At 51.5% G+C, this 16,854-nt stretch carries 13 protein-coding genes; all 13 read left to right on the top strand.

The annotated features are described in order from the left end of the window. Positions 1-24 precede the first annotated feature (24 nt). The 13 genes from rseP (at position 25) to rpsO (ending at position 16,847) form a co-directional block, all read left to right on the top strand. Complete coding sequence (gene rseP / locus L3D05_RS14795) at positions 25-1,287, top strand: RIP metalloprotease RseP (protein WP_239616980.1); 1,263 nt, start codon at positions 25-27, stop codon at positions 1,285-1,287. 59 nt (positions 1,288-1,346) lie between these two features. Beyond that, a complete protein-coding gene (proS, locus tag L3D05_RS14790) occupies positions 1,347-2,795 on the top strand; it encodes a proline--tRNA ligase (protein ID WP_239616978.1) in 1,449 nt (482 codons plus the stop codon). 214 nt (positions 2,796-3,009) lie between these two features. Beyond that, positions 3,010-7,323 (top strand): PolC-type DNA polymerase III, encoded by a 4,314-nt coding sequence (locus L3D05_RS14785; protein WP_239616977.1) that lies wholly within the window; start codon positions 3,010-3,012, stop codon positions 7,321-7,323. Positions 7,324-7,518: 195 nt separating this feature from the next. Beyond that, complete coding sequence (rimP, locus tag L3D05_RS14780; RefSeq protein ID WP_239616975.1) at positions 7,519-7,980, top strand: ribosome maturation factor RimP; 462 nt, start codon at positions 7,519-7,521, stop codon at positions 7,978-7,980. A 79-nt stretch (positions 7,981-8,059) separates the two neighbouring features. Continuing rightward, positions 8,060-9,157 (top strand): transcription termination factor NusA, encoded by a 1,098-nt coding sequence (gene nusA, locus L3D05_RS14775; RefSeq protein ID WP_239616974.1) that lies wholly within the window; start codon positions 8,060-8,062, stop codon positions 9,155-9,157. A gap of 11 nt (positions 9,158-9,168) precedes the next feature. Next, positions 9,169-9,489 (top strand): RNase P modulator RnpM, encoded by a 321-nt coding sequence (gene rnpM, locus L3D05_RS14770; RefSeq protein WP_255807532.1) that lies wholly within the window; start codon positions 9,169-9,171, stop codon positions 9,487-9,489. Continuing rightward, complete coding sequence (locus L3D05_RS14765) at positions 9,473-9,805, top strand: YlxQ family RNA-binding protein (protein WP_239616973.1); 333 nt, start codon at positions 9,473-9,475, stop codon at positions 9,803-9,805. The genes rnpM and L3D05_RS14765 overlap by 17 nt, the downstream gene beginning before the upstream one ends. Next, positions 9,798-13,064 (top strand): translation initiation factor IF-2, encoded by a 3,267-nt coding sequence (gene infB, locus L3D05_RS14760; RefSeq protein WP_239616971.1) that lies wholly within the window; start codon positions 9,798-9,800, stop codon positions 13,062-13,064. Before L3D05_RS14765 ends, infB begins: the two co-directional genes overlap by 8 nt. Positions 13,065-13,089: 25 nt before the next feature. After that, positions 13,090-13,446, top strand: a complete 357-nt coding sequence (rbfA, locus tag L3D05_RS14755; protein ID WP_239616970.1) for a 30S ribosome-binding factor RbfA — start codon at positions 13,090-13,092, stop codon at positions 13,444-13,446. Positions 13,447-13,460: 14 nt separating this feature from the next. Continuing rightward, the gene (locus tag L3D05_RS14750; RefSeq protein WP_439647953.1) at positions 13,461-14,453 is read left to right on the top strand and encodes a DHH family phosphoesterase; all 993 of its coding nucleotides are present in this window, start codon (positions 13,461-13,463) and stop codon (positions 14,451-14,453) included. Next, positions 14,450-15,409: a tRNA pseudouridine(55) synthase TruB gene (gene truB / locus L3D05_RS14745; RefSeq protein ID WP_239616967.1), complete on the top strand. Its 960-nt coding sequence runs from the start codon at positions 14,450-14,452 to the stop codon at positions 15,407-15,409. Before L3D05_RS14750 ends, truB begins: the two co-directional genes overlap by 4 nt. A 15-nt stretch (positions 15,410-15,424) precedes the next feature. Then, positions 15,425-16,399 (top strand): bifunctional riboflavin kinase/FAD synthetase, encoded by a 975-nt coding sequence (locus L3D05_RS14740; protein WP_239616965.1) that lies wholly within the window; start codon positions 15,425-15,427, stop codon positions 16,397-16,399. Between the two features lie 178 nt (positions 16,400-16,577). Further along, positions 16,578-16,847, top strand: coding sequence for a 30S ribosomal protein S15 (gene rpsO, locus L3D05_RS14735; protein WP_120976316.1), 270 nt, complete (start codon positions 16,578-16,580; stop codon positions 16,845-16,847). Positions 16,848-16,854: the final 7 nt, after the last annotated feature.

The following is a 16,854-nucleotide window of genomic DNA, read 5'->3' as shown; positions in this document are numbered from 1 at the left end:
TCGCGGTACAAAGGGGTTGGAATGATGGAAAATATACAGGTCGCCTTATTGACCGTGCTGATGTTCTTCGTGTTGGTATCTTTGCATGAATGGGGTCACTTCTATTTCGCTCGCCGGGCGGGGATTTTAGTACGCGAATTCGCGATCGGATTCGGGCCTAAGCTATTTTCTATCAAGCGAGGGGAAACTCGATACACATTGCGGTTGCTTCCGATCGGCGGTTTCGTACGGATGGCCGGCGAGGATCCCGAAGTGGTCGAGGTTCAACCTGGACAAACCTTATCGGTTAGAGTGAAAGATAATGCTGTCACGCGTATTTATTTGGACCGTCTGGATGAGCGTTCGAATGTCATGCGCGGAGAAGTAAAATCGCTCGATCTGGAAAGAGACCTATTCATCACATTAGATGTCGATGGCGAGATTGAACGGTATTCCGTACACCCTAAGGCGCTTATTATTGCTCGAGGCAAGGAGACGCAGATCGCGCCGATCGATCGCCAATTCGGCCACAAGCCGGTAGGCAAGCGCGCTTTGGCCATTTTCGCCGGTCCCGTAATGAACTTTTTACTGGCATTTGTTTTATTTGCGACGTATCTGATGCTACAAGGCGTCCCGCTGGAAAACTCGTCCAAAGTATTCATTTCGAAGGTGCTCCCCAATACGCCAGCGCAACAATCAGGCCTGATGGATGGAGATTGGGTGAAATCGATCAACGGGGTATCTATCGGCGGCGACGTGGAGAAGTTCAGAGAACAGATTAACGATTCCGCAGGCAAGCCTATGAACTGGGTCGTTGAACGGGAAGGCACGGAATTGCCGATAAAAGTGACTCCGGATACCGGAACGGGCAAAATCGGCGTATACCCTTCGGGAGAGATGCGCAATCCGAGCGCTAGCGAGACGATCAGCTTTGCAAGCAATTCGATGGTTGAGATGACCCAGCGAATATTCGAAGGTTTCCGGAAACTCATATTCGGCGAATTCAAGCTGGATGATCTAGGCGGTCCCGTGAAAACGACGCAAATGACCGTTGAAATCGCTAGGGAAGGTATTGATCAGCTTACTTTGTGGGCTGCGATATTGAGCTTATATTTGGGGATATTCAACCTGTTGCCGATTCCGGCGCTCGATGGAAGCCGATTGCTGTTCCTGGGGATAGAGGCTGTTCGGGGGAAACCGATCGATCCGAACCGCGAGAGTATGGTTCATTTAGTCGGGTTCGCCATGCTCATGCTTCTTATGGTTGTAGTCACCTATAACGATATTGTAGGGTTAGTAAGAAATTAAGACGATTGAAGGCGTTTCGTAAGAAACGCACTTCGTAAGCTAGGAGCTGGAGGAGCACTATGTCGAAGGATAAAGGATTCGTAACGGAAATTACGCCGCAGAGCGAAGACTTCTCGCGATGGTATATCGACGTTATTAAGAAAGCGGAATTGATGGATTACTCCCCTGTTCGGGGATGCATTGTATTTCGTCCGGACGGTTATGAGCTATGGGAGAACATGCAGAGGGAGCTTGACCAACGTTTCAAAGATACGGGTCATCGTAACGCCTACTTCCCGTTGTTCATTCCGGAGAGCTTCTTCAATAAGGAGAAGGAGCACGTGGAAGGCTTTAATCCCGAGCTGCCTTTCGTAACGGAAGCTGGCGGAGAACAGCTCGAAGAGAAGCTCGCGATCCGTCCGACCTCGGAGACGATGTTCGGTCATATGTATGCGAAGTGGATTAACTCCTATCGCGATCTGCCGCTGCTCATCAATCAATGGGCGAACGTCGTACGCTGGGAGAAAAGAACGCTGCCGTTTCTGCGGACAAGCGAATTCCTCTGGCAAGAAGGCCATACCGCCCATGAGGATGAAGCGGATGCTCGCAAAGAAACGATGCAGATGCTCGACGTCTACACGGACTTCGTTCAGAACGTGTTAGCGATCCCCGTTATCAAAGGACAGAAAACGCCATCGGAACGTTTCGCGGGCGCAGTAGATACGTACTCGATCGAAGCGATGATGAAGGACGGTAAAGCCGTGCAAGCGGGGACCTCTCATTATTTGGGGACGAAGTTTGCGGTTGCTTTCGATATCAAATACTTGGATCGGGAAAATACGCAACAATTTTGCCATACGACTTCATGGGGAGTCAGCACCCGCCTAATCGGTGCGCTAATTATGGTTCACGGCGATGATCGCGGACTGGTATTGCCTCCTAAAGTCGCGGCGACCCAAGTCGTCATGATTCCGATCGGTCCTCCTAAGACGAGGGAAGTCGTCATCGGCAAGACGGACGAGCTGTATGCGCAATTGAAGGCGGCGGGTATTCGCGTTCGCGTGGACGATCGTGCCGACGTATCTCCGGGATGGAAATTCAACGAATACGAGATGCGCGGCATCCCGATTCGTCTGGAGCTTGGGCCTCGCGATCTTGAGAATGGACAGTGCGTACTCGTTTCCCGCGTCAGCGGCGAGAAGAAGTCGGTATCGCTAGACAACCTGGTAGCGGAAGTTCAATCGTTACTGGCGCAAATTCACGACGATATGTTCAATCGCGCGCTTGCGTTCCAACAAGACAACTTCTTCTCCGTCGAGACTTTGGATGAATACAAGGTCGCGATGGAAGAGAAGAGAGGCTTCGCGCTTGCGGGCTGGTGCGGTTCGGAAGCTTGCGAGAAGCAGGTGAAGGAAGAAACCGGGGCAACGAGCCGGAACATTCCGTTCGAACCTGCGGAGAAGAAGTCGAAGTGCCTCGTATGCGGCGACGCCGCGGAGCATACTGTCGTATTCGCCAAAGCCTACTAATTAATACGAACAGGTTGCGTCTAGCGCGCAACTTGTTTTTTTCATGGAACAACCCTTAACCTTACTATTGCTTCGATAGATTGGGCTGCGTTAAGATAATAGAATCGGAAGCTTCCGAACGAAAGAGGGTACTCATGCGTCATTTCGCGTTTGGCCTCTTCTTCACGGAAGCTTTTATATTTACCGGGTAGTGGGACAGGAGAGGAATGCGGCGATGCAACCGACGGAAGATGGGCGTAAACGGTTCGAGGTGCTACTGCAACAAGCGGAGCTGCCGACCGAGTGGTTAGGGCAACATTTTCGGGACGGACAGATCGAGAAGGTGGAAATCAGCCGTTCCAGCAAGGAATGGACGATATATATTGGCAAGGATGTACTGCTGCCTAAAACTATTTATTCCGGTTTTACGGAGAGGGTTAAGGCTAAGCTAGGACATATCGCCGACATTAAGATCATTATCCGATACGGACAATCCGTCTCGAACGATAACATCGTGAAGGAGTATTGGCCGGTATTCGTGGAAGGGATGCAACAGGAGATCGCTTCGGTCAACGGTTGGCTCGCGAAAGCGGACGTCGGAGTCGAGGGCGATGTTCTCGCGATCACGTTGCTGAACGACACGAATTTAGGGTTGGCGAAGAAAAAAGAAATCGACGTGTTCGCCGCACGTTTCTTCGAAGAACGGTTTCAGCGCTCTTGCCGGGTTAAGCTGACGGTAGGGGAAACGACTCCGGAAACCTATAACGAGTTCACGCAAAAAATCGAGCAAGAAAACCGAGACGCAATCGAGCAATTGATGGCTAGCGTTAGGGAGGAAGCACCAGCCGAAGAAGGTGGCGAACCTCCGCAAATACTGGCACACGGATATGAAATCAAAGACCAGGCCATGCCGATCCAAGAAATTCGCGAGGAAGAGAAGAAGGTTACCGTTCAAGGCGTCATTTTCGGTCTGGAGACGAAGGAGCTTAGAACGGGAAGTACGTTATTCCAATGTTACATTACGGATTTCACGGATTCATTGTCGATCAAGATTTTCGGCAAGAACAAGGAAGACGTTAAGATGCTTAGTCTGCTGGCGAACGGCAAGTGGGTTAAAATGCGGGGCAAGATCGAATACGATCGGTTCCTTAATCCTCCCGAGCTCGTCATGTTTCCGAACGACATTCGCGAGATTGTCGCGCCACCGGAGCCAAAGGATACGGCTGAAGAAAAGCGGGTCGAGTTCCATCTGCATACGACGATGAGCACGATGGATGCGGTCACTCCCGTTGACACTTATATCAAAACAGCGGCTAAGTGGGGGCACAAGGCGATCGCGGTGACCGACCACGCGAACGTCCAATGTTTTCCGGATGCGGCTAAAGCGGGCAAGAAGCATGGCATTAAAGTCATGTTCGGCGTCGAAGCGAACGTGGTAAACGATGCCGTGCCAATGGTTATTCAACCTAGGGAGCAGAGCTTGGCCGACGCTGAGTACGTTGTCTTCGATATCGAGACGACCGGACTTTCGGTAACGAATAACAAGATCATCGAGCTTGCCGGCATCAAGATGGTAAATGGTCAGGAAACCGAACGCTTCGAAACGTTCGTTAATCCTCATGAGCCGATTCCGTATAACATCCAGCAGTTAACGAACATTACGGATGACATGGTCAAGGATGCGCCGGAGCTGGAGCCAAAGCTGAAGGAATTCATTGAATTTATCGGTGATGCTATTCTTGTCGCGCATAACGCGCGGTTCGACATAGGATTCATGCAGGAAGCTTGTAAGCAACATGGACTGCCTCCGTTAACGAATCCGGCATTGGATACGCTAGAGCTGGCGAGATTCCTTCATCCAACGATGAAAAACCATAGATTGAATACGCTGGCTTCCTTGTACAAGGTTTCTTTAGAAAATCACCATAGAGCTATCGACGATACAATTGCGCTAGGCGGCATACTGACAGGTTTGCTGAAGGATGCTTTGGCCCGGGGCGTTACGGAATTAAATGCGTTGAATGAGGTTAACGAGAATAGTTGGAAAACGACCCGTCCGTTCCATTGCGGCATATATGCGCTGAACGCGGTCGGCAAGAAAAACTTGTTTAAGCTCATTTCCTTATCCCATACGGATTATCTAAACCGCGTAGCTTGTATTCCGAAGAGCAAGCTGATCGAGCATCGTGAAGGTTTGCTAGTCATATCGGGCTGCGAGAAGGGCGAGCTGTTCGAGACCGTGCTCAACAAATCGCAGGAAGAAGCCGAAGACGTGGCGGCATTCTACGATGTGCTTGAGGTTCAGCCTATCGATTTCTATTTGCACTTACTAGACAAAGGGCTTGTCGCTAGCCGCAGCGCGCTAGAAGAAGCGCTTCGTCGCATCTGCAGAATCGGAGAGAAGCTTACTAAACCGGTTATTGCTACGGGGAACGTTCATTATCTTGTTCCTCGCGAGAAAATATTCCGGGATATTACCATTCATGGAATAACCGGGTTCAGCCCCCTCAAAGACCAACGCAAGCCGGACGCGCATTTCCGCACGACCGCGGAAATGCTGGAGGCGTTCCAGTTTCTTGGGGCGGAGAAAGCTTATGAAGTGGTCGTGAAGAACACTTCCGAGCTAGCGGATCGGTTCGAGGAAATCAAGCTGTTTCCGGACAAGCTGTTCACCCCGATTATCGAGGGCGCGGATGACGAAATTCGCAATACGTGCTACGAAACCGCGAAGAGTATGTACGGGGACGACTTGCCGCAGCTTGTTATCGACAGGCTGGAGAAAGAGCTGGTTCCAATCATCAAGTTCGGATTCTCGGCAAACTATCTGATTTCCGAGAAGCTTGTGAAGAAATCCAACAAAGACGGATATCTTGTTGGATCAAGGGGATCCGTAGGCTCTTCCGTCGTCGCCATGTTCTTGGGCATTTCCGAAGTCAATCCGCTTCCGGCGCATTATCTCTGCGTGAATCCCGAATGCAAGCATAGCGAATGGTTTCTTGATGGTAGCGTGCCAAGCGGGTTCGATTTGCCGAACAAGGCTTGTCCTCATTGCTCTACGAATATGAAAGGCGAGGGTCAAGATATTCCTTTCGAAACTTTCCTCGGATTCAAAGGAGATAAAGTTCCCGATATCGATTTGAATTTCTCGGGCGAGTATCAGCCGACTGCTCATAATTTCACGAAGGAGATGTTCGGCGAGAAAGGCGTTTTTCGCGCGGGCACGATAGGAACGGTGGCGGAGAAAACCGCGTTCGGCTTTACGAAGAAGTATGAGGAAGAACAAGGGAAATCCTGGCGGGGCGCGGAGCTGAATCGATTGGCTGCCGGCTGTACGGGAGTTAAACGTAGCACGGGTCAGCATCCGGGGGGGATCGTCGTCGTTCCAGATTACATCGAAGTGGAAGATGTCACTCCGGTGCAGTTTCCTGCGGACGATAAAAACTCGGAGTGGAAAACGACCCACTTCGATTATCATGCCTTCGAGGATAATCTATTGAAACTCGATATTCTGGGACACGATGATCCGACCATGATGCGGATGCTACAGGATTTGACCGGGGTAGACCCGACTACGATTCCTATGAACGACCCGAAAGTCATGAGCATGTTCAACTCCGTGACGGCGCTAGGCGTCAGCCCGCAGCAAATTCGATCCCCCGTCGCTACCTTCGGCGTGCCGGAGATGGGGACCCGTTTCGTAAGGCAGATGCTTGAAGAGACGAAGCCGTCCTCTTTCGCCGATTTGCTGCAAATCTCGGGACTCTCTCATGGAACGGGCGTATGGCTCGGCAATGCGCAAGAATTGATCAAGAATAATACTTGCACGATTAAGACGGTAATCGGCTGTCGGGACGATATCATGTTGTTTCTCATTTATAAAGCCGGAATGGATGCATCGCTTGCGTTCAAAATTACGGAAAGCGTTCGGAAAGGCAGAGGGCTTACGCCGGAGTGGATCGAAGAGATGAAGAGATGCAAGGTGCCGCAATGGTACATTGACTCTTGTCTGCGCATCGAGTACATGTTCCCGAAAGCCCATGCCGCGGCATACGTCATTTCGGCAGTCCGCACTGCCTATTTCAAACTTTATTATCCGATTGAATATTATGCGACGTACTATTCGGTTCGTGCGGCCGATTTCGACGTGGAATTATTTTGCCAAGGGTATGACGCGATCTTGAAGATGCTGCTGGAGATCGAGGGAAAAGGTTTCCAAGCGACGACGAAAGAAAAGAGCATGATCTCGATTCTGGAGATGGGACTCGAGATGACGGCCCGCGGGTTTAAGTTCAAATCGGTCGATCTCTACCGATCCGAAGCGACCCGATTTATTATCGACGGAGACAGCTTGATCCCGCCTTTCGGAGCGATTGCCGGAGTCGGCGAGAACGCGGCGCGCAACATCGCCGCATCCCGTTCCGAAGGGGACTTCCTGTCGATCGAGGACTTCCAACAACGGTCTAAAGCTAGTAAAACAATCGTGGAAGTATTGACCGGATTAGGTACCTTCAGAGGGCTGCCGGAATCCAATCAACTCATGCTGTTCTAGGGATGAGAGAGGCTCAGGGGCAGGAAAGTTGTGGTTGCCAGCGGCTTTAAGGTTATGTTATATTAATTTTGGTAATCATGTGGATATCACTGTCTGCAGAAGAGTGGGGAAACCCACTCTTTCCGTTTTGTCTGCGGGTCTTTACGGTTATCAAAGGCTGCAGGAATCCATTTGGAGCATCGGAGGTAAACCCTATTGAATTCAGCGCAAATCAAATCCATCGTGGAAAACTTCGCGGCCTCCTACCTTGAGGAGCACGAGTTGGAATTGGTGGACGTGGAATACGTGAAGGAAGGTAGCAACTGGTTTTTGCGCATATACGTAGATAAGGAAGGCGGCATCGATATTGACGATTGCGGCCGCGTTTCCGAATTCGTAAGCGTTAAGCTGGATGAGCTGGATCCGATCGAGGAAGCGTATTTCCTGGAAGTAAGCTCGCCTGGAGCGGAGCGTCCGCTTAAGAAGGCGGAGGATGTAACCAAATCGATAGGTAAACATGTGTTCGTGACGACCTACGAGAAGATTGACGGAGCCAAAGAGTTTGAAGGAAGGCTGGACGAGTTCGACGGAACGACGATGATTGTAGTGGTCGGACGACGTAAACATGCCATCCCTTACGATAAAGTGGCTTCCGCAAGGCTGGCCATCGTTTTCTAATAACCCTAACATTAAAATGCGCAAACGCGAAAATAACGCAGTACGATTTCGCGCACAATGAGGAGGAATCAATCAAGACATGAGCATGGAGTTCATCGAAGCGCTGTCCGAAATCGAGCGCGAGAAGGGCATTAGCAAAGACGTCCTGATCGAAGCTATCGAAGCGGCACTTATCTCCAGCTACAAGCGTAACTTTAATACGGCCCAGAATGTTCGCGTCGATATCAACCGGACAACGGGGCAAATTAAAGTATACGCTCGTAAGACAATCGTGGAAGAAATGCTTGATCCGCGTCTGGAGATTTCGTTGGAAGCAGCAAGGGCAATAAATCCGCATTATCAGTTGGATGATATTGCCGAGATTGAAGTTACACCGCGTGACTTCGGCCGTATCGCCGCCCAAACGGCGAAGCAAGTCGTTACGCAACGGATTCGCGAAGCAGAGCGCGGACTCATTTATCATGCTTTCGTAGATAAAGAGCAAGATATCGTAACCGGTATCGTGCAACGGATGGATTTGCGCAATTTATATGTCGATCTTGGCAAAGTAGAAGCGGCGTTACCTTTAACCGAGTTAATGCCAACCGACAAGTTCAAGCAAGGAGATCGCGTTAAATCCTTTATCACGAAAGTGGAGAACACGAGCAAAGGCCCGCAAATCATTTTATCCCGTACTCACCCGGGTTTGCTCAAAAGATTGTTCGAGCTTGAAGTGCCTGAAATTTTCGACGGCACGGTAGAAATTCGTTCAGTTGCGCGCGAAGCGGGTTTCCGTTCCAAGATCGCCGTCTATTCCCGTAACGAGGAAGTGGATCCGGTTGGTTCTTGCGTCGGTCAACGCGGAATTCGCGTTCAATCGATCGTAACGGAGCTTAAGGGCGAGAAAATCGACATCGTAAGATGGTCGGAATCGATAGATGAATATGTAGCGAATGCATTGAGTCCATCCAAAGTGCTGGAAGTGCTCGTGTTCGAATCCGAGAAGATGGCTCGCGTTATCGTTCCGGACTATCAGCTTTCCCTTGCGATCGGCATTAAAGGCCAGAACGCTCGTCTTGCCGCGAAGCTGACGGGCTGGAAAATCGATATCAAGAGCGAAACGCAGGCGGAGCAGGAATACGGGCGTCCGAAATCAACCGGAGCTACGATGCACCAGGACAGCGTATCCATCGACTGAGGGGGATCGCCTTGAGACCGAGAAAGATACCGCAACGCAAATGTGTCGCCTGTCAGCAAATGATGGCGAAGAAGGAACTCATACGGATCGTTCGTTCTCCCGTAGGGGAAATTCAAATCGATCTAAGCGGCAAAAAGCCTGGACGCGGCGCTTACTTATGCGGCAAAGTCTCGTGCTTCAAGCTGGCCAAAAAGTCAAAAGCATTCGAGCGTGCTTTGAAGACGCCGGTCGATGTGGAGATATATGATCGTCTGGAATCCGATTTCATTCAAGTGGAAGAGGAGTTTCAGGCTAACAAGGAGCTTGCTCAGGACGATGACGAAGGGGAATAAGGTTCTATCCCGATTAGGGTTGGCGACTAGAGCAGGCAAGCTGATTAGCGGAGAAGAAGTCGTGCTCAAAGCGATTAGATCGGGTGAAGCTAAACTTGTCTTGCTCGCTGGCGATGCTTCGGATAATACGACGAAGAAAATAACGGATAAATGCAAAAGTTACGGCGTTCCATTGTTAGTAGGTTTTACCCGATTCGAACTGGGATCTGCCGTAGGCAAGCCCGAGCGTGTACTATTCGCTGTAACGGATCGGGGCTTTGCCGACATGCTATCGGTCGGTTGGGGTCATCATTCGGAGGTGGAGAATATTGAGTAAACAAGATAATACGGAAAACAAGGATAAGCTCAGAGTTTACGAATACGCTAAACAGCTCAACATGAGCAGCAAAGAGGTAATAACGATATTGAAGAGACAGAACATGCCGGTCAACAACCACATGAGCGTCATGGAAGACGGAATGACCGGAGCGGTAGAGAAGTTTTTCCGCGATATTAAAGCGAATGCGGCTGCGAAAATGGCCCAAGCTTCAAAGCCAGCGGCCCAATCAACTCAGGCACCTGCAACCGAACGTCGCACGCAAGCAAGCGCGCCGGCTTCTTCGCCAGCGCCAGCAGCAAGTAATCAAGAGCAACAGCAGCAAGCGCGTCCAGCGGCTCCTGCACCAACACCTGCTGCGGCAGCTCCTCAAGTTGCGCCAGCTCCAACAGCTCCCGCTTCCGCGGCTCCTGCTGCTGCGCCAACGGTAAGTTCGACACCTGCAGCTTCGGCGCCAGCTCCATCGCAAGGACATACGCCACGTCCACAAGGTCAAGGCGGATACAACCAACGCGAAGGTGGCAATCGTCCGCAAGGTCAAGGCGGATACAGCAGCAACCGTCCGCAAGGCCAAGGCGGCCAAGGTGGGTACAGCAACAACCGTCCGCAAGGCCAAGGCGGCCAAGGCGGGTACAGCAGCAACCGTCCGCAAGGCCAAGGCGGCCAAGGCGGTTACAGCAGCAACCGTCCGCAAGGCCACGGCGGCCACGGCGGGTACAGCAGCAACCGTCCGCAAGGCCAAGGCGGCCAAGGCGGTTACAGCAGCAACCGTCCGCAAGGCCACGGCGGCCACGGCGGGTACAGCAGCAACCGTCCGCAAGGCCAAGGCGGCCAAGGCGGGTACAGCAGTAATCGTCCGCAAGGCCAAGGCGGCCAAGGCGGGTACAGCAGCAATCGTCCGCAAGGCCAAGGCGGCCAAGGCGGATACAGCAGCAATCGTCCGCAAGGCCAAGGCGGCCAAGGTGGGTACAGCAACAACCGTCCGCAAGGCCAAGGCGGCCAAGGCGGTTACAGCAGCAACCGTCCGCAAGGCCACGGCGGCCACGGCGGGTACAGCAGCAACCGTCCGCAAGGCCAAGGCGGCCAAGGCGGTTACAGCAGCAACCGTCCGCAAGGCCACGGCGGCCACGGCGGGTACAGCAGCAACCGTCCGCAAGGCCAAGGCGGCCAAGGCGGATATAGCAGTGGCGGCAACCGTCCGCAAGGCGGTCAAGGTGGCGGTTTCGGCGGTACGAGTAGCGCAGCAACAGCCCGTCCTGGCCAAGGTGTAGGTGCAGGCCGTAGCCCAGCTCCTTCTGCAGCTGGCGCTCGCGGCGGACGTCCTGGCGAGAAATCTCGTTCCGATGGAGATTTCAATCGCGGCACAGGCGGTCCGGGTGCAGCAGGCAAACGCAAAGACAACAATAGCCGCTTCGATGACGGCAGAACCAACTTCAGAGGTCCTAGAGGCAAAGGCGGCAAAAACGCTCGCAAAGGCAATCAGCCTCCACGCGAGAAAATCGACAATACGCCTAAGAAAGTTATCGTTCGCGGTAACATGACCGTTGGCGAATTGGCCAAATTGCTCCATAAGGATGCTTCCGAGGTTATTAAGAAGCTATTACTGATGGGCGTTATGGCTACCATCAACCAAGATCTCGATCTCGACACCGTTCTGCTCGTTATTGGGGAGTATGGCGTTGAAGTGGAAGTGAAAATCGTAGTCGAGGATACTCAATTCGAGACGATCGAAGAAAATGACGATCCGGATGCTCTTGAGCCTCGTCCTCCGGTTGTTACGATCATGGGTCACGTCGACCATGGTAAAACAACGTTGCTCGATGCAATCCGCGAGACGAAGGTTGCCATTGGCGAAGCGGGCGGAATTACGCAACATATCGGTGCTTACCAAGTCGAGATCAACGGCAAGAAGATCTCCTTCCTGGATACGCCTGGTCATGAAGCGTTCACGACGATGCGTGCACGCGGTGCTCAAGTTACAGATATTACGATTCTCGTCGTAGCCGCGGATGATGGCGTTATGCCACAAACCGTTGAAGCGATCGCCCATGCGAAAGCAGCTAACGTACCGATTATCGTTGCCGTTAATAAAATCGACAAACCGGGCGCTAACTCGGATAAAGTTAAGCAAGAATTGACAGAATACGGTCTTGTTCAAGAAGAGTGGGGCGGAGACACGATTTTCGTCGAAGTATCCGCTAAACAACGGATCAACCTGGACGGTTTGCTTGAAATGATCCTCCTCGTAGCCGAGGTTAACGATTACAAAGCGAACCCGGACAAGAGAGCTCGCGGTACCGTTATGGAAGCCGAGCTCGACAAAGGTAAAGGTCCTGTTGCCCGTATTCTCGTTCAGAACGGAACGCTCAAAGTGGGCGACGCGTTCGTGGCGGGCGACTGCTTCGGCCGGATTCGCGCGATGACGAACGATCGTGGCCGTCGTATCAAGGAAGCGGGTCCTTCGACACCGGTGGAAATTACCGGTCTGACCGAAGTTCCGCAAGCCGGAGATCCGTTCATGGTGTTCGAAGACGAGCGCAAAGCACGTGAGATTGCCGATAAGCGTTCGATTAAGACGCGCCAGTCGCAGATGAAAGCTAACCAAACAGTTACGCTTGAAGATCTGTTCAGCAAAATCAAAGAAGGCGATATCAAGGAGCTTAACGTTATCCTTAAAGCCGACGTTCAAGGTTCTCTTGAGGCTCTCAAAGGCTCGCTCGAGAAAATCGAAATCGAAGGCGTACGCGTTCGCACGATCTATAGCGGCGTAGGCGCGGTTACGGAGTCCGATATTATTTTGGCTTCCGCATCCTCTGCGATCGTCGTTGGTTTCAACGTTCGCCCAGAACCTCGTGCTCAAGGCATTGCAGAGCAAGAGAAAGTCGACGTTCGTTTGCATTCGATCATCTACAAAGTGATCGAGGAAATCGAACATGCGATGAAAGGAATGCTCGATCCGGTATTCAAGGAAAGAGTAACCGGACATGCGGAAGTACGCGAGACGTTCAAAGTGACCAAAGTCGGCACGATTGCCGGTTGTATGGTTATCGACGGCAAAATCGCCCGCAACGCCGAAGCTCGCCTCACTCGCGGAGGAATCGTTGTCTACACAGGCAAAATCGATTCCCTCAAGAGATTCAAGGATGATGCGAAGGAAGTTTCGGAAGGATATGAATGCGGAATTACGTTGGATAAATACAATGATTTGCAACAAGGCGATATTATTGAAGCCTTCGTAATGGAATCCGTAGAGCGTTAATAACAGCTAGCAAGGTGGGATCTGAATGGCCAAATTTCGAGTCGGACGGGTCGGCGAACAGATTAAGAAGGAGATCAGCTCCATCATCCAGACGGAGCTGAAAGATCCTCGTATCGGTTTCATTACCGTAACCGGAGTAGACGTAACCAATGATCTGTCGCTCGCAAGAGTGTATCTGAGCATCTTAGGAAGCGAAGAGCAGAAGGAAGAGACGCTTAAGGCAATCGGGAGAGCGAACGGATTTTTGCGTTCCGAGCTGGGGCGTCGGGTGAAGCTGCGCCATACGCCGGTTATGGAGTTCCGATTTGACAGTTCCATTGCTTATGGTAGTCATATCGAATCGATATTGGCGAAAATTAACAAAGATTCTTTGGAGTCTTAGGCGGGCTAGGGGGAATAAGCATGTGGGCCAAAGAATTGAAGGAAGCGGTCGCTTTCATTCGTGAAAGAGACGACTTTCTTATCGTTTCTCATGTGCAGCCCGATGGTGATGCGATAAGCTCGACAGTTGCCACTGGTTGGTTACTGGAGAAGCTCGGCAAGAAGTATACGATGCTGAATGAAGGCTCCGTGCCTTCTCGGCTTCAATTTCTGTGGAAAAGCTCGGAAATCCATACTTTAAACGGAGACGGGAATGCACCTATTCGGCAATATCGCAACGTCATTTGCGTGGATTGCGCCGATTTCAGTCGGGTAGGCAAGACCAACGAATGGTTTTCTCCGGAAGCAGAGCTACTGAACATTGATCACCATCCAACCAATGACGGTTATGGCCTCGTGAATTTGATGAAATTTCATGCGGCCGCAACCGCTGAGATCTTGTTCGAATTGATTGATGAACTGGAGCTGCAATTGGATTCAGACGTTGCGACGGCAATTTATACCGGGCTGCTGACCGATACCGGGGGCTTCCGGTATTCCAATACGAGTCCGTTAGTGATGTCAATGGCATCTCGATTGCTGGAGGCGGGAGTGAACGGTCCGGAATTGGCCGAGCATCTTCTAGAACGGATGACAACGGGACAACTCCGCATTATTCAACGCGGATTGTCCCGCCTTTCCTTTAGTGGAGATCAACGCATTGCTTGGGTGTGGGTCAATTCCGAGGATCTCGAAGAGTCAGGTGCGACGAACGAGGATTTGGAAGGCTTGGTTAATTACCCAAGGAACGTCGAAGGCGTGGAGGTCGGCATGTTGTTCAAGCAGAACGACCAGGACTCCGTGAAAGTGAGCTTGCGTTCCGCGGGGCGGATTAACGTTGCTGCGGTAGCCCAGCACTTCGGAGGCGGCGGACACGTCCGCGCTGCGGGTTGCAGGCTAACGGAGCCATTGCCCGACGTCATTACTCAAGTTGTCGCTTACGTGCAGAAAGCGTTGGATGAACAATGAATCAACCGACGGGGCAAAATTGGGAAGGTGTTCTAGCCATCTGGAAGCCTGCCGGTTGGACGTCGCATGACGTCGTAGCCAAAGCGCGAGGATTACTTCGCGAGCGAAGGATTGGACATACTGGCACACTCGATCCCGCCGTAACGGGAGTTCTACCCCTTTGTATTGGACGATCTACCCGGTTCGTTGAATACTTGCAAGAGTTGCCCAAGACTTATCGGGCAACATTGCGATTTGGAACCGCTACGGACACGGAAGATTTAAGCGGCAATGTCACCGAACAGATGGATGCGTCGCATTTGACGCGACCGATGATGATCGAAGCCGCACTAGCCTTCATCGGCGAGATCGATCAGATCCCGCCTATGGTATCGGCTGTGAAGGTCAATGGTCAGCGTTTGTACGATTTGGCGCGTCAAGGGATTACCGTCGAACGGGCATCCAGACGAGTTCATATTTACGATATCGACATTTTGAACGTGGTGGAGGGACAAGTACCGGAGCTTACATTTTCCGTTACCTGTTCCAAAGGCACTTACATACGGACTTTATGCGTGGATATCGGTCGTAAATTAAGCGTACCCGCAGTGATGACCGAGCTAGTTCGAACGGAAAGCGCAGGCATTAAACAAGAACATTGCGTTACGTTGGAACAAATTCCAGATTTACTGGAACAAGGGAGCTTAAGAGAAAAGATGTTGGTTCCCGATGCGTTGCTTACTACGATTCCCGCTGCTACCGCAGCTTATCCGGAATCGTTGCATGCGCTTCAGGGCAAGAGGATTGGAGCCGCAAATCTGCAGCCTCCTCCTGGCAACGCAGGTTTATTGAAGCTTTACCGGTCGGATGGGGTATTTCTCGGATTGTTCTCTGTCGACGAGAATCGGGAGACGGTGCGTCCGGTAAAAGTGTTTCACACTTCGGATGGACCGTTAAGCGACAGTCAGTCCGATTAAGCAGGAGGACATCAAGTGGAACGGTTTGATCTATCAATAGCGAACGTTACGGGGGATCTCCCCGAAGGAGCACGGAAAGAACAGGGCATATCGCTCGCGATCGGTTTTTTTGACGGCGTGCACCTAGGCCATCAAGAAGTCGTTCGTCAAGCGGTTGCTTTGGCGCGGGAACAGGGGCTTGTGCCTGCGGTTATGACCTTTGACCCGCATCCCAGAGCCGTTCTAGGCCAAGGCTCGGAATATCAAACGGTGCTTACGCCGCTTTCCGACAAGTTAAGCTTGTTATCCGAGCTCGGCGTTGAAGCGGCCTATATCATTAAGTTTGATCGCGCGTTCTCCGAAGTGACGGCGGAACGGTTCGTTCAGACGTTGATTAACCCTTTGGGCGTTAAAGCGACGACCGTGGGCTTTGATTTCGCTTTCGGATACCGAGGAGAAGGCAAAGCCGAAACGCTTAGTCTGTACGGAAACGGTGAAATACAGGTTCAGGTAGTTTCTCCGGTGTTCCTTGAAGGGGACAAGGTGAGCAGTACCCGAATTCGTGACCGGTTAGCCGAAGGTGAATGTCAGGAAGCAACCCATCTGCTCGGTCGTCCTTATGTCATTAAAGGCGAGGTCGTTCACGGGGACGCAAGAGGTCGCCTCCTAGGCTTCCCGACCGCAAACTTGTCATCGGAACAGTCTTACGTCATTCCCCGTTCGGGAGTATACGCGATTCATATCGATGTATTATCCGAATCGGGTGATTGCGAAAACCGTTACAATGGAGTGCTTAACGTTGGCTACCGGCCAACGTTCGATGCTCCCGGAGGCGCGCTTAAGCTAGAGGCTCATTTGTTTGATTTTGACGGCGATTTGTATGGAAGACAATTAGCGCTTACTTTCCGTTCGTTCCTACGCGCGGAGAAGAAATTCGAATCCATAGATCAGCTTGTCGCTCAAATCTCAAGCGACTCTGCAAGAGCTAGAGATCTCTTTTCGGTTAGTTAGACGGACATCGTATACTTTGGCATTGTGCCGGAGCCTAACAATGTGCTATACTTTATGACGTTGCTGTCAGATGGAGTAATTCCAACTGGATTTGCACAATATGAACCTTAACTTGGCAAAGCGTGCTCACCGACGCCAGCTAGGTTAATGGCGATTCTAAAGAAGGAGGTGAACAAGGATGGCATTGACACAAGAACGTAAACAAGAATTGATCGAAGAGCATAAGACGCATGCTACGGACACCGGTTCCCCGGAAGTCCAAATTGCTATCCTTACGCAGAACATCAACAATCTGACAACACACTTCAGGGAGCACAAGAAAGATCATCACTCCCGCCGTGGTTTGCTCAAGATGGTTGGTCAACGCCGTAAGTTGCTAGCATACTTGAAAAACAAAGATGTTAGCCGGTATAGTGCCCTGATTGCAAAATTGGGACTTCGCCGTTAATTTTTTA

The sequence above is a fragment of the Cohnella mopanensis genome (assembly GCF_022352055.1).
Classification (GTDB): Bacteria; Bacillota; Bacilli; order Paenibacillales; family Paenibacillaceae; genus Cohnella; species Cohnella mopanensis.
Note: the sequence above shows the minus strand (reverse complement) of the source record. Positions and strands in the feature narration are given on the sequence as shown.